This is a genomic window from Edwardsiella piscicida (assembly GCF_001896205.1).
In the GTDB taxonomy this organism is placed as follows: Bacteria; Pseudomonadota; Gammaproteobacteria; order Enterobacterales; family Enterobacteriaceae; genus Edwardsiella; species Edwardsiella piscicida.
This window is the reverse complement of the sequence record NZ_MPNU01000001.1, coordinates 477511-497937: the sequence shown is the minus strand read 5'-3', so window position 1 is coordinate 497937 and position 20427 is coordinate 477511. Positions and strand designations below refer to the sequence as shown.

Below are 20427 nucleotides of genomic sequence, written 5' to 3'. Positions count from 1 at the left end.
CTTTCAGTCTTCCTCACGCTTTAGCCAGTCCCCGCTGGCAATGCGCGGCAGCCCCTCTACCCCGTTGAGATAGATGTAGATCCAGGCACAGCCATAGGGCGTTTTGATCAGTTCGCGGCGATAATCCTTGCTGTTGCTCTTTAGCTCATCCAGCTCCGCCAGGATCGACGAGGTAATCCGGTACACTTCGCAGTAAACCCTTCCCTCTCCCGGAACCACCGCCGGATAATGGCCAAGATCGTACAGATCATAGCCTTCCAGCACATAATCGCCCAGCCAGGTGGCATTGGTCATCCAATGGCTGTTGCCCTGCTTACGGCGCAGACTTCCGTAGACAATCACTCGCATGGTTAAAACTCAAACTGATAGAGCAGATCAAGTGCCTGATTTACGCCAGACACCGCTTCCAGATACAGATTCGGCATCAGACGGTAACGCAGCGTCAGCGTGGCCAGCGAATCGAAGATCCCCACGCCATACTTCACCTGCAGCCCCGGCAAGACATAGCCGCTGACTACCACCTGAGAACTGTCACCAACCCCCTGCGAATCCAGCGTTAGATTGCTGACGCCGAAGGTTTCGCCGATTTTACCTACCAGTTTACCACTCTGCGCGACGCCCAGGCCGATCAGCATCGACGTCATCGCATTACTGTCTGCGCCGCTGCTGTCCAGCCCCTGACCGCGCAATAGGTAGGAAAGGGCTTCTTGTTGTGACATTGCCGGATCTGAGAATACTTCCAGTTTCGGCTGCTCGGCAAGTCCTGTAACGCGAACACCCACAGTAACATCGTTCGCCGTCGACTCCGGATTGCGTATCGCTTCAATATTCAGCAGTGGATTCCCCGGCGGCCCGGCGAAGACCAGCTCGCCCTGACGAATCAACAGATCCTGTCCATACGCGGCAAAACGCCCCTGCGGGATCATAATCTGCCCGTTCAGCCCCAGGCCGTTCTGATTCTGGCTCACCTTCAGCTCGCCTTTTAGCGCGGCCTTGAGACCAAAGGCGGAGAGGCGAACGTTGTTGCCGATGGCAATGGTCAGATCGGTATGCAGCGGGATCGAGGCGGAGACCGGCCTGATCGGCTGATGCGCATTGTTCAGCATCACCTCGTCGGAGGATACGCCGACCGCGCTCTCCGGCAGATCCTGCACCGTGATACGCGCCCAGGGAATATCCACCCGCCCGCTCAGCGCCAGCTGGCTTGGGGAGGCATCGAACACGATATTCGGCGAGACATCCAGCCGAACCATCGGCGGCACCGTCACCCGCAGGCGCGTACCGCTGGCGGCGATGCGGGCGCGCCAGGCATTCATATTACGCCAGTCCGCATTACCGGACAGATTCAGCTGTCCCTGCGAGGTCTTGATCACCCCCTGCAGCACCGAGCTCATGCCGTCAAAGTTGATCGCGAGGTTCGCATCGGTGACATCGAACGGCATGAACTGCCCGTCGATGTCCACGCCATCCAGCGCCAGACGGCCATACAGCTGCGGGTGCAGCGTCGTGCCGCCCAGGCGCAGCGACGCATTGAGCATACCCTGCGCCTTCTCCCCCTTCATCAGCGCCGGATTGAGCAGCGCCAGCGAAAGGCGCTGAATATCCACATTGCCGGAGAGATTACGCGCCCCCTGCAGGTTTGCGACGCGCACGTCGCCGCGCAGCTGGCCGTTGCCCTCGATACCGATCAGCCAGTTAAGGCGAGCTTGCCCCTGGGCCAGGCTGGCCTCTAGCGTGACCGTGCTCAGGGCCACCGGCAGCGTATTTCCCTGTACCTGCTGCGCTAGCTTAACGCCGTCGCCGCTGAGCGTAATCCGCGCCTGCGGCAGCCCTTCTCCCGCCTGCCAGCGGGCCTGAGCCCGTCCGCTGAAGCGTCCGTGCAGCTGGGTATCCGGCCCCAGAAACGGCTGTAGCATCGCCAGATCAAACCGCTCCAGCACCACGCTGACATTGCCGCTCTCCCCCACCTCGATGGTCTGCGGAACGCACAGACGTGCGTTGGGGTTCTCCCAGCAGTGGGGACCGATGGCCATCTGCTGTTTGTCGACGCCATAGTCCAGCGCGATGGGGCGGGTAAGGCGCCACTCGCCGACCGGCGTCGTAAAGTCGGTATCCGTCAGCGTGCCGCTCCAGCGCGCCCGATCCTGCGCCAAACTGCCGTTGAGGGTCAAACGGCCAGCCAGCGGCGTCCCCTGCATCACCAGCTGCAGCCGGTGCTTACGTTCATTGCCGGCGGCACGCAAGGTCAGCTGGCTGATATCAATATCGCCTTGCTTTAGGCTGTCCACACGCAGATCCAGCGACCCCTGAATCTGTTGATCCGAGCGGATATCCCCCAGCAGCGCGACGCGCTGAATGGTCAACGCCTGCCAACGTAGCCCGCGGGCCTGCAGATCGGCCAGCAGCTGGGGCGCCTGACGATCACCGCGCAGCTTCAGCGTCCCGCGCGCGGTCCCCGCCAGCCCCGGCAGCGTTCCATCCAGGCGCGGGGCATCGATACGCGCGTCCAGAGACCATTGCTTCTGCGCCAGATCGCCGTTCACCTCAATCCGGTTACGCCCCAGCGCGATGTGCAGTTGGGGGATCTGCCACTGCCCGGCCTGATTGCCGCGCAGCTGACCGCCAACATCCAACGCATTCTGTTTGATTCGCCCCGTCAGCTTCAGCTGCGGTACCTGCAGCTGCCAGCTGCCGCCATACAGGCTACCGCGGGTCTCGATTTTACCGTTCAGGCTCGACGGCCACGCCGGCCACTGACGCCCGGTATCGATCCCCGTCAGCGTCAGGCTGCTGCGCCAGCTTATCGCTTTGCTCCAGTCGACCAGCGCCTGCATATCGGCCTTGCCGCCCAGCGTCGCCAGCTGCAGTTGGCTCAGGGTAAACTGACGCTCGTTACCCTTTCCCGCGAGATCCAGCGCCGCATCCGGCAGCCCCTGGCCGCTAAACGCGCCGCGCAGCTGCAGTCGGTAATCATGGGCGCTTCCCGTCAGGCGCAGCGCCATATTGTTCACCTGATAGTCGGGCGTTCCCCCCAGCGGCCACCGCAGGCAGGGGCTATCAAGCGACAGCGACAGCGGCAGGCCGGCGTCAGCCAGGCGAGTATCCCCTTTCAGGGTCGCCCTCAGTGGACCGGACAGGTTGGCATCGAGAGCCAGCGTGTCGTACATCGCCCCCTTCAGCGCCAGGCGCAGCTTTTCGCCCTTCAGCGGCGCCTGATTCACGCTGGCGTTCAGCTGCAGATCCAGCGGCCAACGGCCGCTGAACGTCGCACTGCCGCGCGCCGACAGGCTCCCCTGCTGCGCCTGGACCTTCAGGGTATGCAGCGCCAGGCGCTGTTGATCCAACGCCGCGCGCAGTTCAAGAGACGTGATATCCAGATCGGTCGCCGCCCGGATCTGCACCTGGCGCGCGGAAATACGGCTCACCTGCAGATCCAGCGGCAGATCCAGCCTCATCGCCGCTGGCAGCAGCGGCCGAGAAAACAGCGCCGTCAGCGTCTCCCCCAGCGGCGTGGACGGGATCGTCGGCGCGGCGCTCTCCGCTGACGAAGAGGCGGCCGGCGAAGGCGGCAGCGACACCCGTAGCCCCTGAATATCGCTGGGCTGTAAACGCAGCTGCGATCCGCGCCACTCCGCCCCGCTACGCAAGGCATCCAGCGTGATCGCCGTGCCGTCTACCGTCACCTGCACGTCGTTAAGGCGCAGCAGGCGCAGCACTAAGGGATAGGGGGTACTCAAGCGCCCCAGCGGGGCTGATGGCGTCGCCTGCGGCTCACTCGGCGGCAGCGCCTGGGTATCGACATTCACCCGCACCCGCTGGGCGCTCAGCACGTTCAGACACAGCTCGCTGCGCTTCAGGCAGCTGATATCCAACGAGAGATGAAACTGCCCCACGGCGACATCAACCCCAGGCATCCGGTAGCCGACATCGCGCAGGGTCAGATCGCGCCAGCCCCCCTCCACCCGACCAATCTCCAGCCCAGGGACCCAGCGGGCGGCGGCATTGAGCGCCAGATGCAGCCCGCTTTGAGTCATCATCCCCCCCAGCAGCAGCGCCAGCAGCAGGAACAGCCCCAGCAGGAGCATCAGCGCATAGCGCCGGATGTTATACCACCTCATAGCTCAGGCCCCAGTCCGATATAAATCTGTACATCGTGCTTATCTTCACGCCCTACCGGCACACCAAGGTTGAGGCGAATGGGGCCGACCGGCGACACCCAGATCACCCCAACACCGGTCCCGGTGTGAAAGTCACTCTTGGTAAAATCGTTCACGGCCTCACCGGAGTCGATAAACACGCCGCCCCACCACTTGCCGCTCAGGTTGTACTGGTACTCCAGCGAGCCGGTCACCAGACGCGAGGCGCCGGTCAGCTTACCGTCGCTGCCCTTAGGCGAGATCGATTTATATTTATAGCCGCGGATACTGCGATCGCCCCCGGCAAAGAAGCGCAGGGATGGCGGCACCTTATTGAAATCGTTGGTTTCTATCCAGCCCAGATTGCCGCGCACCACGAAACGGTGCCGCTCCGCCAGCGTGCGGATCCAAACGTTCTGCGCCTGAAACACCGCAAAGTCGACCGATGACCCCCAATAGCGGTTGGACACGTCCACCGAGTAGCGCTGGGTATCCCCCCAGGTCGGCATCAGCCCGCCGCGCGAGCGCGTGCGGTTTACGCTGACGCCGGGATACAGCAGCATGGCGGTCTCGGTGAGATTCCCCTGCGTAAAGTGGTCGAGGCTCCAGCGCATATTAATGCCGCGCTGCCAGCCGCTGGAGAGCTCCCAGTAACGCGCCAGATTCAGGGTGGTCGAGTCGGACTGGGTGTCGTTCAGATCGGTGCGCTGAAAACCGCCCTGCACCAGATAGTACTGCTCCAGCGGGGCCTTCAGCAGCGGAATTTTATAGCTGAAGTCCGCCGTCTGCTCCGGCATGGAGAGATTCAGCGAGGTATCCAGGCTGTGGCCATAGGAGTTCATCCAGGGGCGCTTCCAGCTGACCTTCATCCGCGGACCGACGTCCGTCGCATAGCCGCCCCCCAGATCGACCATATTCTGGCTGCGCGGCGTCACCACCGCCTGGAGCGGCAGCGTCTGATCCGCCCCCAGCGCCTTAAAATCGGGCGACACCACCACCGAGTTAAACCAGTTGGTCGCCGACAGGTTGCCGCTGAACTTGGCCAAGTCATCGGCGCTGTAATACTCCCCGGACTTAAACGGGCGCAGGTTTTGTAAATAGGCGGTCTGGATCTGCGAGCCGCTGAACCGCACGTCGCCAAAGCGATAGCGAGGCCCGCTGTCGAATTCGATATCCCAGAATGCCTTGTGCTGATCCTCGATAACCCCGAGCTGATGCACCGGCATGGTGGCACCAAAGTAGCCACGCTGCAGCGCCAGCGAGTTCAAGGCATTTTTCAGATTGTCATAGTCGCCCTGATCGAGCACGCTGCCGATCGGCGGCAGCGACTTGGCCAGCAGCGCCTGATAGGCTGGATCGTCCTTCGCCGCCCCGCGAATACGCACATTGAGCCCGGCGATACGCACCGGCTCACCGGGCGTTACGTTAGCGATCAGCTGAGGACGGGAAAAGGTCGATCCGGGCCGGTACTCAAATTCAATGGTCGGCTGAAAATAGCCCAGCGCCCGCAGCCCTTGGCGAATGGCATCCGCCGCACGCACTCGAAAACGTCCATCGTTACTGATTTCATCTTCGTCGATGGTCGACAGCGTGGCCCGCACATTCTGCTGCAGCTGTCCGCTCAACCCCTCTACCACCAATCTGACCTGAGCAGCATGCGCCAGCGGCGCCGCCAATAACAGACACAGCAGGCCTATCCTACGCAATCGTGGCATGCAAACTCCCGCATTAAACTTATCGGTAACACTTTCCGCCGCAGTACATCATCCCAGCGTGACCCGCCAGGCCAAATGCTTTCTCCTACTGTGGCCGCACAACACGGACATATTGTGCGTAAAGCCTGCGTGGGATACAACGAAACAGGAAAATAACAATTATTCGACGTTAGACTGTGTCTCACACTATAACGATTCACATATAGCGTATGACATCTGCGTCTGCGTTTTCAGATTTTTCACCCATCAACTGCTCATTTATTAACGATTGGAGGGTATTTTGCACCATCACAACGACAGTACCCCTGCACCGCTCACGCCTGCGCAGGCGCTTCCTGGACGCACGCAGGCCATGAGCCTCTCAGGAATACATGCGCTTAACGGCCACGATATGTATGCCCTCCCTGCCGGTATGGAGGAGGCCCTGTTCGCCATGGGCTGCTTCTGGGGCGTAGAGCGCCTGTTCTGGCAGCAGCCGGGGATCTACAGCACCGCGGCGGGCTACAGCGGCGGTCTGACCCCCAATCCAACCTATCGCGAAGTGTGCAGCGGGCAGACCGGACACGCCGAAACGGTGCGGGTGGTGTTTGACCCCGCCCTTATCCGCTATGACGATCTGCTACGCCTGTTCTGGCAGCACCACGATCCGGCGCAGGGGATGCGTCAGGGCAACGACATCGGCACCCAGTATCGCTCTGCGCTGTTCCCCGTGACGCCCCAGCAGATGCAGGCCGCGCAGGCCAGCCAAGCCCGCTTTGCCCAGGCCATGCGTCAGGCCGGCGACCTGCGCCCGATCAGCACGGAGATCTGCGCCGCCGGGCCATTTTACTATGCCGAAGAGGAGCACCAGCAGTATCTGCACAAGCACCCGCACGGGTACTGTGGGCTGGGCGGGATAGGCGTCTGTCTGCCCGATTAAGCGCGCTATCGCCGCTAACTGGCGGCATAGCAAAGGGTTAGCGACGTGGCGTGCACATTTTCACCACTAGCTGGTTGCTTGTTGCTCCTGCTATACTAACCGGGTTGTGCGCTGCCTCGCCACCCTGTCCGGCTCGGCGCAGCGCCTGACCCGGGCCAGCCAAGACGGCCCGGTAGACTCCGGGGGGATCTTCTACCGGCCCCGATATACTCCCGATGGCGTCATACCGCCTCTCCGGCCTCCCGGACTGTTCCCGGTTAATACGGATAGATTATGTTAAACAGTATATTACTGATTATTTTACTGATAGCGATCAGTGCCTTTTTCTCGATCTCGGAAATATCCCTGGCAGCCTCGCGGAAAATAAAGCTGAAAACCATGGCAGATGAGGGCGATATAAATGCAGCGCGCGTCATGGCGCTGCAGGATCAGCCAGGCTATTTCTTTACCGTCGTTCAGATCGGCCTCAACGCCGTCGCCATCCTCGGCGGTATCGTCGGCGACGCGGCATTCTCACCGGCGTTCCGTCTGCTGTTCGACCGCTTTATGCCGCTGGAGGTCTCCCAGCAGGCTAGCTTTATATGCTCCTTCGTACTGGTCACCGGCTGCTTTATTCTGTTTGCCGACCTGACGCCGAAGCGCATCGGTATGATAGCCCCCGAAGCGGTTGCCGTACGGATTGTCAACCCGATGCGTTTCTGCCTGCTGCTGTTCCGTCCGCTGGTCTGGTTCTTTAACGGCTTGGCCAACCTGATCTTTCACCTGTTCAAGATCCCGATGGTGCGTAAGGACGATATAACCCCGGACGATATCTATGCCGTGGTCGAGGCCGGCGCGCTGGCCGGCGTACTGCGTAAGCAGGAGCATGAGATCATTGAAAATGTGTTCGAACTGGAGTCCCGCACCGTTCCCTCCTCAATGACGCCGCGTGAAAGCATCGTCTATTTCGATCTGGGTGAAACGGAGGATAGCATTAAAGAGAAGGTCTCCACCCACCCCCACTCCAAGTTTCTGGTCTGCGACGGCGCCATCGATCATGTCGTTGGCTATGTCGACTCCAAAGATCTGCTCAACCGGGTGCTGGGCAACCAGAGCCTGGTGCTCAGCAGCGGAGTACAGATCCGTAACGTGCTGATCGTCCCGGATACGCTGACGCTGTCCGAAGCGCTGGAGAGCTTCAAAAACGCAGGCGAAGATTTCGCCGTCATCCTCAACGAGTATGCGCTGGTCGTCGGGGTGATCACCCTGAACGACGTAATGACCACGCTGATGGGGGACTTGGTCGGCCAGGGACAGGAGGAGCAAATCATCGCTCGTGATGAAAACTCTTGGCTGGTCGAGGGCGTGACGCCCATCGACGATGTGATGCGGGTGCTGGATATCGAAGAGTTTCCCCAGTCCAGCAACTATGAAACCATCGGCGGCTTTATGATGTATATGCTGCGGAAGATCCCCAAACGTACCGATGCGGTGAAATACGCCGGCTACAAATTTGAGGTGGTGGATATCGATAGCTACAAGATCGATCAGCTGCTGGTGACGCGTCTCGCCGAACGGCTACCGCCGATGTCGCCGGACGCAGACGGCGACGCAGAGGCGTCGCAGCAGGCGGACAAATAATCGGCGGGCGGTGACGCTAACGCCGAGCCGCCATGCCCATTCTGCGCCTCAGGCCATCTCTGCCTGCAGGCGCAGCACCTGACGATTGATCTCCGACATGACGCTGAGATGGCGTTTATCCCTCACCTTGGGCAGTAAAATACGCCCCATATCAAACTCAAACGCCCCGACCCCCTGAATATACAGGCGGCCGCGAAACAGCGTCTTCACGTATTTGGCCACCAGCAGCGGGTTATACCGCTGAAAAATTTTCATTTTACCTCTCCCTCAGTGACATTCGCAGCGGGGCAACTTTCCCCCGGCCAAACCGGCATGCGAACGTAGCGCACGATGAACGATAACTATAGACAGCTTTACCTTCCGTTAGTGCAACCGATACCGAATATTTCTCTAAATTTACCTTAGCTGACAGAATGGTATGCAAAAAGTAATAGCGTTCGTAAAATTTATATGCAATTAGTAAGGTTTTATCGTGAAAAATCGGAAGATTTATCTGTGGAGAGGGCGCGCGCCAGTGCACGATAGAATGACGGCGTGCGGCGGCGCCCGCGCGAACGCCGCCGAGGGCTTAATACAGCGATACCCGGAACCCCGGATTCAACAATGATTCCGCGGGGATATAGCTTAGCGTTTTACCCTGCCAGTCTCGCACCTGAGCTCCCGCGGCGAAAGCGATGGCATGACCGGCCGCCGTATCCCAGATATGGGTCGGCCCAAAGCGCGGATAAAGCTGCGCGACCCCCTCCGCCACCAAACAAAACTTCAGCGATGATCCCACCATCATCGTCTGGTGTTCGCCCAGCTGCTGCAGATAGTCCGTCAGCTCCGCGTCGCCGTGTGAACGGCTGATCACCACCAGCGGGGGGATCGCGTTACGTACCCCGATCTCCATGCGCACCCCATCCTGCTCTTTCCAGGCCTTACCGTCGCAGGCACAGTACAGCACACCGCTGGTCGGCACGTAGACGACTCCCAGCGTGGGTACCCCCTGTTCGATCAGCGCAATATTGACGGTAAACTCACCGTTGCGCTGCAAAAACTCCTTGGTGCCATCCAGCGGATCGACCAGCCAATAACGCTGCCAGTCGCGCCGCTGCGGCCAGGCCGGCGGCGCCTCCTCCGACAGCAGCGGGATCGCCGGGGTAATGCGCAGTAATCCTGCCTTGATTATCTCATGCGCCGCCAGATCGGCGGCCGTGACCGGGGACTGATCGCCCTTATAGGCCAGCGCCAGCGGCTGATCGCCCTGATATACCGTCATTATCACCGCCCCCGCATCGCGCGCCAGCTGACAAATCTGCTCTAACATACGCTCTCCTCCCCCTGGTTCGGATACGGATACACCTGCGTCATTGCACCATGCGACGCTCGCAGAATGCGTAGGCGTATCCCACTGTGCTCATCATGGGTTTTGCCACCGATAAACGCCAGCGCAAGCGATAATTTTCCCCGGGAAATACGGCAATTCCGCTGCACGCCACAAAAGGGATGGCGCACAATATAAATTGCATTTAAAATACACCTTATAGAGCACACGTTAAGGAGCACATCATGACATACCGCGATCGCCCGCTCGGTGAACTGGCCATCAGCATTCCACGCGCCACGCGTCTATTCCGCCACCACGCGTTAGATTTTTGCTGCGGCGGTAAGCAGACGCTCCAGCGCGCGGCGGCCCGCCAATCGCTGGACCTGGCCATGCTGGAAAGTCAGCTGGCCGAGCTGGACAGCGCACCACAGCCGCATCGGGACTGGCAACAGGCGCCCCTGGCTGAGCTAACCGCCTTTATCCTCACCCGCTATCATCAGCGTCACCGCGCGCAGCTGCCCGAACTGGTATTGATGGCACAGAAGGTCGAACGCGTGCATACCGACAAGGTGGGCTGCCCACGGGGACTCGCTAAACAGCTCGACTCGCTACGCCAGGAGTTGGACGACCATATGATAAAGGAAGAGCGTATCCTGTTTCCGTTGATCGAACAGGGGGAGGGTGCCCGCTGCCAGGGACCCATCTCGGTAATGGAGCATGAGCATCGCGACGCGGGAGAACGGCTGGAGGTCATCCGCTTCCTGACGGATAACATGACACCGCCGGCGGGGGCCTGTACAACCTGGCGCGCGCTGTATGCCGGCATTAGCGAGCTGATTAACGATCTCATGGAGCACATCAGCCTGGAAAATAATCTGCTGTTTCCACGCGCGCTCAACGACACCTGAAGGCGACCTAAAAAAACGGGGCCGCACGGCGTGCGACCCCGCAATAGAGCCGAATTACAGGATATCCAGCAGTTCGACGTCAAACACCAGCGCGCTGTACGGTGCGATAGCGGCACCGGCACCGCGCTCGCCGTAGGCCAGCTGATGCGGAATATACAGCTGCCAGCGTGAGCCGACCGGCATCATGCTCAGCGCCTCAATCCATCCGGCGATAACGCCGCCCACCGGAAACTCTGCCGGCTCACCGCGCTGCTCAGAGCTGTCAAACACCGTACCGTCGACCAGACGGCCGGTGTAGTGCACCCGGACTTTATCCTGACGAGACGGAATCGCGCCTTCACCCTGCTTCAGCACTTTAAACTGCAGCCCTGACTCCGTAACGGTCACGTCATCCTGCTGCGCATTCTCCGCCAGGAAGCGCTCACCGGCTTCCGCCAGCGCTTTCTGCTGCTCGCGGCGCACCGCGTCAGCGCGCTCATGGATCTCACGCAGCGCGCGGTGAACCGTCTCTACCGGTACCGCCGGCGCATTGCCTTCCATCGCATCGCGCAGCCCCGCCAGCAGCGCTTCCGGCTGCAGGCCCTGCAGACCGGACTCATTAAGCTGCTGACCGACCTGGAGGCCAATACCATAACTTGCTTGCGCTTCTATACTGTCAAAAGCAGGGGTCGACATGATGTTTCCTTTAGTCACTGAAAGTAGAACGCGCAGCATAACAGCGCGGCCGCAGTGGGTAAAATCTTGTCGCCGTAAGGGTGACTTTTGTCAGCGAAAAAGAAACAATAGCCGTAAACATACCGCCGGCGCCCGCCGCCCCTAATGCGGTCGGATCTTTCGGATTGTTATCCTGTTTCTGTCGTCCCAAAGCGTATAGGCTGAGCGTGGTCACGGAGATAGCGGCCTGTCATGGTAGAGAGGTTAACATGGGCAGAATTGCGCCCAAAAAGCACAAGGTACCCGCCTATAGCGGCGTAGCGATCCAGGATATATGGCGGCGTCTGCGCCAGGGGATCGCCCTGTCCGCCGTGCGGCTGCGGAAAGCGGATCTACGCCGTATACCACGGCGGTGCCGGACGGCGCTGCGCACGCTCTGGCACTGGCCGGATCACATCGATTGGATGGCGCCGCTGCCCGCCCTTCACCGTCGCTGGCTCACCGTCGCCTGCGCCGTGCTACTGCTGGCGCTACTGTGGCCCAGCGATGACGCGGCCCCGCCCAGACCGTCTCCCGCGCTCCAAACGACGGCATCGCCGATGCAGGCCACGCTGCAGCCGCAGCGCGAAGCGCCAACCCCCTCGGATGCCAACGACTGGCAAGCCTACCCGATCCTGCCGGGACAGACCCTAGCCCAGCTGCTGCGGGAGCATAACCTTGACGTCACCGATGCCTTTGCCATGGCGCGGGTCGAAGGCGATGATCGCCCGCTGAGCAACCTCAAGGCCGGACAGCACGTCATGATCCGCCGCGGCCCCCAGGGGCAAATTCTCGCCCTGAAACTCGAGACCACGGACGATCGGCAGATCGCCTTCCGTCGAGAAAGCGACGGCAGCTTTATTCGCCTGCGCTAAGCTGCGCCAGCAGCCAGTCGCGTAGCGCCACGGCCTGATTGCACTGGCTATCGCGGCTGCCGTACAGCAGGGTCAGCGACTCACCTTGACGCAGCAGCTGCACCAGCGGCTGCCAGGCCCGCGGATTGGCCGCCAGCTCGTCTCGGTAGCGAGCGACGAAGGCGGGCCAGTCTAGATGCGCATGATGAAACGCCTGACGCAGCGCCGTCGACGGAGCGACCTCTTTCAGCCAGTTGACGCCGTCCAGGCGCGCCTTGGCGATGCCACGCGGCCACAGGCGATCGGTAAGAAAGGTATGGGGAGAAAAGGGTGCCCGCACGTCATACACCCGCTGCAGCGCGATCGATGCCATGATATTGCCTCCGCAGATGAGATACCGGTGTCCCGCCGCCGCGCAGACGCTCGGGGGCGCCGGCGCCGATGGCCAGGGATACGCGCTGACGTACCGTCGCGACGCGCCCTGCCGCTGAGACAGCCGTCAGAAGTTACCATGGTACATGCCGCAGGACGGCCAGAAAAGCAAAACGCCGGCGCAGGGCCGGCGTTTTGGGTTATTGCGCGAGTAAATTACTCAGCAACAACAACGACGTTCAGCTGTGCGAATACGTCGCTGTGAACCTGGAAGTGAACTTCGTGATCACCCAGGGTACGCAGCACGCCATTCGGCAGGCGAACTTCGCTTTTCGCGACTGCAACACCGGCAGCGGTCACTGCATCGGCGATGTCACGGGTACCGATAGAACCGAACAGTTTACCTTCGTCGCCCGCTTTGGACGCGATGGTAACGGTGGCCAGTTCATTGATCTTGACAGCGCGTGCTTCAGCAGCAGACAGGGTTTCAGCCAGTTTGGCTTCCAGATCTGCGCGACGTGCTTCAAAGAACTCGACGTTTTTCTTGGTTGCCGGGACAGCTTTGCCCGTCGGAACCAGGAAGTTACGAGCGTAACCTGCTTTAACGTTAACCTGATCACCCAGGCTACCCAGGTTTGCTACCTTATCAAGCAGAATAACTTGCATTACCTTATCCTCTCAAAAGTCGTTAATTGACAACGCGGCCGATTACTGATGGCGATCAGTGTACGGCAGCAGGGACAGGTAGCGTGCGCGCTTGATAGCACGAGCCAGCTGACGCTGGTATTTTGCACGGGTACCGGTGATACGGCTCGGTACGATCTTACCGCTTTCGGTGATGTAGTTTTTCAGCGTAGCGATGTCTTTATAGTCGATCTCTTGAACGCCTTCCGCGGTGAAACGGCAGAACTTGCGACGACGGAAATAACGTGCCATTTGGCTAGTCTCCAGAATCAATCAATTCAATCTGCTCGGCATGCAGCACTAACTTGTTCAGGCCATTTCGACCCATATGGCAACTGACGAAGCCATGCACTCGCAGTGCGCTGCCGACCGTTAATCTGTGGGTCATTGCCTCGAGCCCCGCTCCGCTGACAATCACGGGCATTCTGCACCATGCTTGTCGGCTGAATCCGGCTTCCTGCTGTTGCGATCTGTGCTCAAGCACAAACTGACAGTGAGGAATGCCGGAGGGACTGACCTTTCGTATGGGTGCCTTGCACACCGTGCCAGCCAACACCAAACGATTTACGGTCATTGCGACAATTACTCTTCAGAATCCCCAGCTTCAGTTTCTTCGCTGGTTTCGTTAGCGAAATCTTCGCGACGCTCACGGCGCTCGTCTTTCGCTTTAACCATCGGAGAAGCTTCGGTTACGGCGTGCTTAGTACGCATAACCATGCTGCGGATAACGGCGTCGTTGTAGCGGAAGTTAGTTTCCAGCTCATCGATCACTTCCTGCGAAGCTTCAACGTTCATCAGAACGTAGTGGGCTTTGTGCAGTTTATTGATCGGGTAAGCCAGCTGACGGCGGCCCCAATCTTCCAGACGGTGGATCTTGCCTTCTGCGCCAGTGATGGCACCAGTGTAACGCTCGATCATGCCCGGAACTTGTTCGCTCTGGTCAGGATGAACCATAAAAACGATTTCGTAATGACGCATCGAAATTGCTCCTTACGGATTATTCAGCCTCCTGTCGGGGTCAGCCGCAGCCCATGGAGGCAAGGAACGTATTTGTGGGCGGCTGAAAAATGACGCGTCATAATACTGATGCTGGGGGGGAAACTCAAGCCATCGCGCAAATTAATTCTGCGCCGCCGGAGACAATTGGATACAAAAGACGAACGGACACCCGTCGGGAGGCTGCTACAGTTAAGGTAGAGGGTTAAACCGTGATGCAAATCACATATCATCAGGACGATGCTCATCAGACAATGCGGACCCCATCCGTAAGGAGCCTCCGATGAAACCTGCCTTCGCTTTCATCACACTGTGTCTGCTGTGCGGCAGCGCCGCGGCGGCCACTGAAATCAGCGCCAGCCAGGGAAACGCGATGCCGGCCAGCGAGTTTGCCGTCATCAGCGTCAATCACGATGTCATTAACGTGCAGGATGCCATGAGCGATATTCGGGCGCAGGCCGACGCCGACGGCGCCGCCTACTACCAGATCATCGCGATTCATGAACCGCTCTCTCACGGGCAAATCCACGTCAGCGCCGTACTCTACCACTGACGCCCCCTTACCGCCGCGCCGTAGGACGCGGCGGTATTTTACAGACAGCGGCTGAAAAACACCGTACCGCAGTCCAGCGCCGACGCCGTGATCTTATGGGCAATCCCCGGCTCGGTCACCACGCTGACGTTATCCATCAGATGCTGCGACGCCAGGGCCTGCGCCAGACGCTGACTCTCCGCCGCGGGCACCAGATCATCCGCCAAACCGTGCCAAATCAGCAGCGGCCGATCCGCCAGCTGCGCCAGACGCCCGCTGACGTCATAGTCGGCCAGCGCACTCACCCGCTGGCGAACCCACGCCCGCTCATCCTCCGTTGGCTGATGCTGACGCGGAAACAGGCGCTGCGACAGGGACAGATAAAAGCCCGACCCCATAAAGCTGGCGGTGGCGCGTAGCCAGGGATAGCGAGCCTTGGCGCCCAGCGCCGTCATTCCGCCCAGCGAGGCGCCCGCAACCCCCACCCGCCCGTCCAGAATCAGCCCCGCGCGCAGGAAATGGTCATACAGCGACGGCAGCTCATCGATATTCGATTTTAGGATGTCCCAGAAATGGGCCAGACGGCGACGCTCATCGCCGTCATAGCGGCTGCCATGCATATCCGCCTCCGGCAGCAGTACGCGAAATCCCGCGGCGGCAAAGGCATAGCCAAAATAGGAGTACATCTCCTTAGAGGAGGTAAACCCATGATAAAAAAAGATCGTTGGCAAAGCGCTGTCGCGCTGACCCGCGGGTACGGCGTGCAGCAGCGGGATCCCGCCCACCGTCTGTTCGAACATTTCAACCATCGACAGCCTCTCGATACACATCGGCAAAAGCGCATCATCGCCCGGCGAGCGCACGCAGACAAGCCCCCGACGCCTCTGCGCGCGCAATGCGGCGTTTCTCCAGGAAATCCGCGTCAGACAGCGCTAAGATAATCATCACTATCCTTTTCCCAGCCAACGGACCGCCCGATGAAAACCTGCAAACTGACCCTGACCCTGCTGTTGACCCTGCTGCTGGGAGCCTGCAGCGTAATGGATGGCAAGCCGATGCCGCCGCCGATCGCAGGCCACGCGCAGGAGGTGCGCCGTAACCAGACCGAAGGGCTGAGCAAAATGTGGAATATTAGCGCCAGTGTCTATGGCAGCCCGATGAATGTTCAGGAGGTTATTCAGCAGAGGGCGGATGCCGCCGGCGCCCGCTATTACTATATTGTGATGCTGCAGGAGACCGGGGTGCCGGGGCAGTGGTATAGCGTGGCGACGCTGTACCGCTAACCCGCTGTTTTTAACAAAATTTACATACTGCCAATAAAAGTCTACAACCACTGTTTCATTATAAAACGGCTGTGTAGATTTTTTGGCCGCGCGTTCACCGCGTCACGGTGAAGCAATGAGGAGGGACGGCGCAGCCAAAGTCCACGTCCATAACGGACCCTTACCTGGAGGCTGCCATGAGCCGTTCCCCGCTACTCACATCGCTGCTTTTCTCTATTGGCCTGATCGGCACCTCGGCGCAGTCGGCCGAATATGCCCGCGCCGACCTCGTCACCGATCTCAGCAGGATGGGGATGATCTCCCTAAGGGGGATCGTGGGCAATCCCCAGGATGTCGAACGGCGCATCGCCCACCAGGCAGACCAGCGCGGTGCCCGCTATTACCGCATTCTACACATGTGGGAAAGCGATGGTCAGCAAGGGTGGCAGGCGACGGCCGCGCTCTACCGCTGAGTCGCACGCCGCTAACGACGCGCGTCGTTAGGCCTTGGCGCTACGCTGACGCACCGCTTCAAACAGGCAGATACCGGTCGCCACCGAGACGTTAAGCGACGAGACGCTGCCCGCCATCGGAATGCTGATCAGCTCATCGCAGTGCTCACGGGTTAAGCGGCGCATACCGTCACCCTCCGCCCCCATCACCAGCGCCATCGCGCCGGTCATTCGGCTTTGATACAGGCTGTGATCTGCCTCGCCGGCGGTGCCGACGATCCAGATGCTCTCCTGCTGCAGCAGACGCATCGTGCGCGCCAGATTGGTGACCCGGATCAGCGGCACGTTTTCCGCCGCGCCGCAGGCAACCTTTTTGGCGGTCGCATTCAGCTGAGCGGAGCGGTCGCGCGGCACAATCACCGCATCCACGCCGGCGGCGTCGGCGCTGCGCAGGCAGGCGCCCAGATTATGCGGGTCCGTGACGCCATCCAGGATCAGCAGGAACGGCGGATGATCGAGCCCGGCCAGCAGGTCCGGCAGATCGTTTTCCTGATACTGTCGTCCCGGCTTCACTCGCGCCACGATCCCCTGATGCACGGCCCCTTCGACCTTCTCATCCAGCCACTGGCGCTGGGCGACCTGTACCCGGATACCGCACTCCTCCAGCTGCTGCAGCAGCGGCAGCAGCCGGCGGTCTTCACGCCCCTTCATCACGAATACGTCGAGGAAGCGCTGCGGATCCTGCTCCAGCAGGGCCTTAACGGCATGAATACCGTAAATGATTTCACTCATAATTATTTGGTTTATTGCTCATCGCCGACCCCCACGGGGCCGGCGTTATGATGGGTTAATGGACAATAGGGATATCGTCCGTATCGCGCATTAGTCGGTCGTTTTCTTCCGCGCCCGCTTGGCCTTGGTCGATGCGGCGATTTTACGCGTCTGAGCCGACGGCTTTTTACCTTTGCCTTTTCCCTTGCCTTTCTGGGCAGGAGCGGCCTCATCGCCGCGGCGCTGGACGCTATCCGGCGCAAAATTGGCCGGCATCTTACCACCGCGCCGAGCGCTGCGCGACGGCTTCTTCTCCGCCCCGCCGTTCGCCTGACGCGCCTTGTTCCGAGCCGTCTTACCCGCGCCGCGCACGCCGCGCGCCGTCGAGATCAGGGCGAAGTCGATCTTGCGCTCATCCAGATGTACCGCATCGACCTTCACCTCCACCTTATCGCCCAGCCGATATACCTGGCCGGAGGACTCCCCGATCAGGCGCTGGCCGATCTGATCAAAGCGGTAATAGTCGTTATCCAGGGTCGATACATGCACCAGCCCATCGATAAACAGATCGTCGAGGCGGACAAAGAAGCCAAAGCCGGTAACGCTGGTGATGATACCGCCGTAGGTCTGACCGACGTGATCCTGCATAAAGTCGCACTTCAGCCAGTCGGAGACATCGCGCGTCGCCTCATCGGCGCGCCGCTCCGTCATGGAGCAGTGTTCCCCCAGCTGCAGCATGTCTTCCGAGTGGTAATGCCAGCCGCCGCTCGGCGTCCAGCGCTCGGCGTGGCCATGCTCGCGCGCCAGCAGGTACTTAATGCCACGGTGCAGCGACAGGTCGGGATAGCGCCGGATAGGCGAAGTAAAGTGGGCATAGGCCTGCAGCGCCAGACCGAAGTGACCGCGGTTTTCCGGATCGTATACGGCCTGCTTCATGGAGCGCAGCAGCATCGTTTGCAGCATCTCATGGTCGGGACGATCCGCCACCTTATCCATCAGCAGAGCGTAGTCCTTCGGCTCCGGCTGAGTTCCGCCCCCCAGGGAGAGCCCCAGCTCCGCCAGGACGCTGCGCAGCGCCATCACATGGTCTTCGCTGGGCTTGTCATGAATACGGAACAGCGCCGGCTCGTGGTTTTTCTCCATAAAGCGCGCCGCCGAGATATTGGCCAGGATCATACACTCTTCGATCAGCTTATGGGCATCGTTACGCACCGTGGGCTCGATACGCTCGATGCGCCGCTCAGCGTTGAAGATAAACTTAGCTTCTTCGGTTTCAAAGGAGATACCGCCGCGCTCTTCGCGGGCGTGATCCAGCGCCTTATACAGCGCGTGCAGCTCCTCCAGCGGCTTGACCAGCGCATGGTACTGCGCACGCAGATCCGGATCGCCGGCCAGGATATGCGCCACCTTGGTGTAGGTCAGACGCGCGTGGGAGCTCATGACCGCCTCATAAAACTTATAGGAGGAGAGGCGTCCGCTGGCCGCGATGGTCATTTCACACACCATACACAGACGATCGACCTGCGGGTTCAGCGAGCACAGCCCGTTGGAGAGCACCTCCGGCAGCATCGGCACGACCTGAGAGGGAAAGTACACCGAGTTACCGCGGCTGCGCGCCTCGTGGTCCAGCGCGGTATTGGGTCGCACATAGTAGCTGACGTCGGCAATGGCAACCCACAGGCGCCAGCCGCCGCCGCGTTTCTTCTCGCAGTACACCGCATCGTCGAAGTCACGCGCATCCTCACCGTCAATGGTGACCAGCGGCAGATCGCGCAAATCGATACGTCCCACCTTCGCGGCCTCGGGAACGTCTTCGCTCAGATCGGCCACCTGACGCTCGACCTGCTCCGGCCAAGAGTGGGGAATATCATGGCTGCGCAGGGCGATATCGACCGCCATGCCGGTGCCCATATTGTCACCGAGCACCTCAACGATCTTGCCGACGGCCTTGGTGCGCCGCGTCGGACGCTGGGTCAGCTCGACCACCACCACATAGCCCATGCGGGCGCCGGCGATGGCATCCGACGGGATCAGGATATCAAAGCTCAGACGGCCATCGTCCGGCACCACAAAGCCGGTACCGGCGTCGGTAAAGTAGCGCCCGACGATCAGCCCGGTGCGCGGCTCCACCACGCGCACCACGCGCACCTCTTTGCGCCCGCGCCGATCGGTGCCGGTCACCTGCGCCAAGATCACGTCGCCGTGCATGCACATCTTCATCTGCTCCGGCGACAGATAGAGATCGTCTTTCTGCCCCTCGCTGCGCAGGAAGCCGAAGCCATCGCGGTGACCAATCACCGTTCCTTTAATCAGATCAAGACGCTCCGGCAGCGCATAGCACTGGCGGCGGGTAAAAATCAGCTGCCCGTCGCGCTCCATGGCGCGCAGGCGACGACGCAATGCCTCCAGATCCTCCTCGCTGCTCAGCGCCAGCTCCTGGGCCAGCTCTTCTCGGCTGGCGGGCGTCTTGCGCTTGGCCAGGTGCATCAGGATAAATTCACGGCTGGGGATCGGGGAGGCGTACTTTTCAGCTTCACGTTCCAGATAGGGATCTTGTGACATTGGGGTTCCTCCGTTGTCATCAGCATTCTGCCGCCGGCGCTATACCAGCAACAGTTTATAAAGCGGTGGGTTGTGCTCGATCAGATCGGCCAGGGTGCATTGATCCAGCTCCGCCAGAAAGGCGTCCGTAGCCCGATGCAGCACCTGCTTCAGACGGCACGCCGGGGTAATATGGCAAAACGCCTGCGAACAGTTAACCAGCGTCAGCGGCTCCAGCTCCCGCACCACGTCGCCGATGCGGATCTCGCTCGCCGGCCGCCCCAGGCGGATCCCGCCATGTTTACCGCGCACCGCGGTCACGAAGCCGGCCCGACTCAGCTGGTTGATTATCTTGACCATATGATTGCGCGACACCCCATAGACCTCCGTCACCTGAGTGATGCTGGTCATCTGCCCTTCCGGCAGCGCCGCCATGTATACCAAGGCGCGCAATCCAAAATCGGTAAAACTGGTTAACTGCACGAATACCTCTATTCATCACGCCGCGTTACCGGCCGGTAACGAAGAGGGGAGCGGCGCGCAGGCCCGCTCACCTCGTCCGTCAATGCGGGAAACGCACCCCGCCCGGTCTGCCCACGATCACCGCATGCGGCGGGCGCTGCGGCGAGGCACACCCTATACTGGATAATAAACCAGCCGGAT

General features: G+C 60.5%; 22 protein-coding genes. 7 read left to right on the top strand and 15 right to left on the bottom strand.

All coding sequences use genetic code 11. The annotated features are described in order from the left end of the window. Positions 1-3 precede the first annotated feature (3 nt). The 3 genes from BRD58_RS02155 to tamA are packed head-to-tail and all read right to left on the bottom strand — an operon-like array spanning position 4 to position 5851. Positions 4-348 (bottom strand): gamma-glutamylcyclotransferase family protein, encoded by a 345-nt coding sequence (locus BRD58_RS02155; RefSeq protein WP_012847254.1) that lies wholly within the window; start codon positions 346-348, stop codon positions 4-6. 2 nt (positions 349-350) lie between these two features. Beyond that, complete coding sequence (gene tamB / locus BRD58_RS02150) at positions 351-4118, bottom strand: autotransporter assembly complex protein TamB (protein ID WP_069578090.1); 3768 nt, start codon at positions 4116-4118, stop codon at positions 351-353. Next, positions 4115-5851 (bottom strand): autotransporter assembly complex protein TamA, encoded by a 1737-nt coding sequence (gene tamA / locus BRD58_RS02145; RefSeq protein WP_012847252.1) that lies wholly within the window; start codon positions 5849-5851, stop codon positions 4115-4117. The genes tamB and tamA overlap by 4 nt, the downstream gene beginning before the upstream one ends. Before the next feature lie 352 nt (positions 5852-6203). Here tamA and msrA point away from each other — a divergent pair, with 352 nt between their 5' ends. Both msrA and BRD58_RS02135 read left to right on the top strand, forming a co-directional pair. Then, positions 6204-6770, top strand: a complete 567-nt coding sequence (gene msrA / locus BRD58_RS02140; protein WP_012847251.1) for a peptide-methionine (S)-S-oxide reductase MsrA — start codon at positions 6204-6206, stop codon at positions 6768-6770. Between the two features lie 273 nt (positions 6771-7043). Beyond that, positions 7044-8390: a hemolysin family protein gene (locus BRD58_RS02135; RefSeq protein ID WP_012847250.1), complete on the top strand. Its 1347-nt coding sequence runs from the start codon at positions 7044-7046 to the stop codon at positions 8388-8390. Between the two features lie 48 nt (positions 8391-8438). Here BRD58_RS02135 and BRD58_RS02130 read toward each other — a convergent pair whose 3' ends face one another. Then, on the bottom strand, positions 8439-8645 hold the full coding sequence (locus BRD58_RS02130) for a DUF1107 domain-containing protein (RefSeq protein WP_012847249.1): 207 nt from the start codon (positions 8643-8645) through the stop codon (positions 8439-8441). A 313-nt stretch (positions 8646-8958) separates the two neighbouring features. Further along, a complete protein-coding gene (gene cysQ, locus BRD58_RS02125) occupies positions 8959-9699 on the bottom strand; it encodes a 3'(2'),5'-bisphosphate nucleotidase CysQ (protein WP_069578088.1) in 741 nt (246 codons plus the stop codon). Between the two features lie 242 nt (positions 9700-9941). Here cysQ and ytfE point away from each other — a divergent pair, with 242 nt between their 5' ends. Then, a complete protein-coding gene (gene ytfE, locus BRD58_RS02120; protein WP_073381503.1) occupies positions 9942-10607 on the top strand; it encodes an iron-sulfur cluster repair protein YtfE in 666 nt (221 codons plus the stop codon). Between the two features lie 54 nt (positions 10608-10661). Here the strand turns inward: ytfE and BRD58_RS02115 are convergent, their stop codons facing one another. Further along, on the bottom strand, positions 10662-11282 hold the full coding sequence (locus tag BRD58_RS02115) for a peptidylprolyl isomerase (RefSeq protein ID WP_012847246.1): 621 nt from the start codon (positions 11280-11282) through the stop codon (positions 10662-10664). 248 nt (positions 11283-11530) lie between these two features. Between BRD58_RS02115 and BRD58_RS02110 the strand changes: the two genes are divergently transcribed. Continuing rightward, the gene (locus BRD58_RS02110) at positions 11531-12175 is read left to right on the top strand and encodes a LysM-like peptidoglycan-binding domain-containing protein (RefSeq protein ID WP_034168258.1); all 645 of its coding nucleotides are present in this window, start codon (positions 11531-11533) and stop codon (positions 12173-12175) included. On the opposite strand, the gene BRD58_RS02105 is transcribed toward BRD58_RS02110, so the two are convergent. The 5 genes from BRD58_RS02105 to rpsF form a co-directional block, all read right to left on the bottom strand. Beyond that, complete coding sequence (locus tag BRD58_RS02105) at positions 12159-12527, bottom strand: DUF488 domain-containing protein (protein WP_015460803.1); 369 nt, start codon at positions 12525-12527, stop codon at positions 12159-12161. The two genes, BRD58_RS02110 and BRD58_RS02105, sit on opposite strands and share 17 nt — an antisense overlap. A 215-nt stretch (positions 12528-12742) precedes the next feature. Continuing rightward, positions 12743-13192: a 50S ribosomal protein L9 gene (rplI, locus tag BRD58_RS02100; RefSeq protein ID WP_015460802.1), complete on the bottom strand. Its 450-nt coding sequence runs from the start codon at positions 13190-13192 to the stop codon at positions 12743-12745. Positions 13193-13234: 42 nt separating this feature from the next. Continuing rightward, on the bottom strand, positions 13235-13462 hold the full coding sequence (rpsR, locus tag BRD58_RS02095; protein ID WP_000135199.1) for a 30S ribosomal protein S18: 228 nt from the start codon (positions 13460-13462) through the stop codon (positions 13235-13237). Positions 13463-13466: 4 nt separating this feature from the next. Then, complete coding sequence (gene priB, locus BRD58_RS02090) at positions 13467-13784, bottom strand: primosomal replication protein N (RefSeq protein ID WP_014524173.1); 318 nt, start codon at positions 13782-13784, stop codon at positions 13467-13469. 8 nt (positions 13785-13792) lie between these two features. Beyond that, positions 13793-14188, bottom strand: a complete 396-nt coding sequence (rpsF, locus tag BRD58_RS02085; RefSeq protein WP_012847242.1) for a 30S ribosomal protein S6 — start codon at positions 14186-14188, stop codon at positions 13793-13795. Between the two features lie 301 nt (positions 14189-14489). On the opposite strand from rpsF, the gene BRD58_RS02080 reads away from it, so the two are divergent. Then, the gene (locus BRD58_RS02080; RefSeq protein ID WP_012847241.1) at positions 14490-14759 is read left to right on the top strand and encodes a YdgH/BhsA/McbA family protein; all 270 of its coding nucleotides are present in this window, start codon (positions 14490-14492) and stop codon (positions 14757-14759) included. A 38-nt stretch (positions 14760-14797) separates the two neighbouring features. Here BRD58_RS02080 and yjfP read toward each other — a convergent pair whose 3' ends face one another. After that, positions 14798-15547 (bottom strand): esterase, encoded by a 750-nt coding sequence (gene yjfP, locus BRD58_RS02075; RefSeq protein WP_069578084.1) that lies wholly within the window; start codon positions 15545-15547, stop codon positions 14798-14800. A gap of 168 nt (positions 15548-15715) precedes the next feature. On the opposite strand from yjfP, the gene bsmA reads away from it, so the two are divergent. Both bsmA and BRD58_RS02065 read left to right on the top strand, forming a co-directional pair. Then, on the top strand, positions 15716-16021 hold the full coding sequence (gene bsmA, locus BRD58_RS02070; RefSeq protein WP_073381499.1) for a biofilm peroxide resistance protein BsmA: 306 nt from the start codon (positions 15716-15718) through the stop codon (positions 16019-16021). Positions 16022-16197: 176 nt separating this feature from the next. Further along, positions 16198-16473 carry a YdgH/BhsA/McbA family protein gene (locus tag BRD58_RS02065; protein ID WP_012847238.1) on the top strand — a complete coding sequence of 92 codons (276 nt, stop codon included), beginning with the start codon at positions 16198-16200 and terminating at the stop codon, positions 16471-16473. A gap of 27 nt (positions 16474-16500) precedes the next feature. Here the strand turns inward: BRD58_RS02065 and rlmB are convergent, their stop codons facing one another. From rlmB to nsrR, 3 genes are all read right to left on the bottom strand, one after another. After that, the gene (rlmB, locus tag BRD58_RS02060) at positions 16501-17244 is read right to left on the bottom strand and encodes a 23S rRNA (guanosine(2251)-2'-O)-methyltransferase RlmB (protein WP_012847237.1); all 744 of its coding nucleotides are present in this window, start codon (positions 17242-17244) and stop codon (positions 16501-16503) included. A gap of 90 nt (positions 17245-17334) precedes the next feature. Then, positions 17335-19785, bottom strand: a complete 2451-nt coding sequence (gene rnr, locus BRD58_RS02055) for a ribonuclease R (protein ID WP_069578080.1) — start codon at positions 19783-19785, stop codon at positions 17335-17337. 39 nt (positions 19786-19824) lie between these two features. Further along, complete coding sequence (gene nsrR, locus BRD58_RS02050) at positions 19825-20247, bottom strand: nitric oxide-sensing transcriptional repressor NsrR (protein ID WP_015460799.1); 423 nt, start codon at positions 20245-20247, stop codon at positions 19825-19827. Positions 20248-20427: the final 180 nt, after the last annotated feature.

Excerpts from the sequence above, each read along its gene's own strand:
- rnr (WP_069578080.1), bottom strand. The coding sequence starts at position 19,785 with ATGTCACAAGATCCCTATCTGGAACGTGAAGCTGAAAAGTACGCCTCC.
- bsmA (WP_073381499.1), top strand. The coding sequence starts at position 15,716 with ATGAAAACCTGCAAACTGACCCTGACCCTGCTGTTGACCCTGCTGCTG.
- BRD58_RS02135 (WP_012847250.1), top strand. The coding sequence starts at position 7,044 with ATGTTAAACAGTATATTACTGATTATTTTACTGATAGCGATCAGTGCC.
- BRD58_RS02130 (WP_012847249.1), bottom strand. The coding sequence starts at position 8,645 with ATGAAAATTTTTCAGCGGTATAACCCGCTGCTGGTGGCCAAATACGTG.
- BRD58_RS02115 (WP_012847246.1), bottom strand. The coding sequence starts at position 11,282 with ATGTCGACCCCTGCTTTTGACAGTATAGAAGCGCAAGCAAGTTATGGT.
- BRD58_RS02155 (WP_012847254.1), bottom strand. The coding sequence starts at position 348 with ATGCGAGTGATTGTCTACGGAAGTCTGCGCCGTAAGCAGGGCAACAGC.
- priB (WP_014524173.1), bottom strand. The coding sequence starts at position 13,784 with ATGACCGTAAATCGTTTGGTGTTGGCTGGCACGGTGTGCAAGGCACCC.
- rpsR (WP_000135199.1), bottom strand. The coding sequence starts at position 13,462 with ATGGCACGTTATTTCCGTCGTCGCAAGTTCTGCCGTTTCACCGCGGAA.
- tamB (WP_069578090.1), bottom strand. The coding sequence starts at position 4,118 with ATGAGGTGGTATAACATCCGGCGCTATGCGCTGATGCTCCTGCTGGGG.
- BRD58_RS02105 (WP_015460803.1), bottom strand. The coding sequence starts at position 12,527 with ATGGCATCGATCGCGCTGCAGCGGGTGTATGACGTGCGGGCACCCTTT.
- BRD58_RS02080 (WP_012847241.1), top strand. The coding sequence starts at position 14,490 with ATGAAACCTGCCTTCGCTTTCATCACACTGTGTCTGCTGTGCGGCAGC.
- BRD58_RS02065 (WP_012847238.1), top strand. The coding sequence starts at position 16,198 with ATGAGCCGTTCCCCGCTACTCACATCGCTGCTTTTCTCTATTGGCCTG.
- rplI (WP_015460802.1), bottom strand. The coding sequence starts at position 13,192 with ATGCAAGTTATTCTGCTTGATAAGGTAGCAAACCTGGGTAGCCTGGGT.
- rpsF (WP_012847242.1), bottom strand. The coding sequence starts at position 14,188 with ATGCGTCATTACGAAATCGTTTTTATGGTTCATCCTGACCAGAGCGAA.
- ytfE (WP_073381503.1), top strand. The coding sequence starts at position 9,942 with ATGACATACCGCGATCGCCCGCTCGGTGAACTGGCCATCAGCATTCCA.
- yjfP (WP_069578084.1), bottom strand. The coding sequence starts at position 15,547 with ATGGTTGAAATGTTCGAACAGACGGTGGGCGGGATCCCGCTGCTGCAC.
- msrA (WP_012847251.1), top strand. The coding sequence starts at position 6,204 with ATGAGCCTCTCAGGAATACATGCGCTTAACGGCCACGATATGTATGCC.
- cysQ (WP_069578088.1), bottom strand. The coding sequence starts at position 9,699 with ATGTTAGAGCAGATTTGTCAGCTGGCGCGCGATGCGGGGGCGGTGATA.
- tamA (WP_012847252.1), bottom strand. The coding sequence starts at position 5,851 with ATGCCACGATTGCGTAGGATAGGCCTGCTGTGTCTGTTATTGGCGGCG.
- BRD58_RS02110 (WP_034168258.1), top strand. The coding sequence starts at position 11,531 with ATGGGCAGAATTGCGCCCAAAAAGCACAAGGTACCCGCCTATAGCGGC.
- rlmB (WP_012847237.1), bottom strand. The coding sequence starts at position 17,244 with ATGAGTGAAATCATTTACGGTATTCATGCCGTTAAGGCCCTGCTGGAG.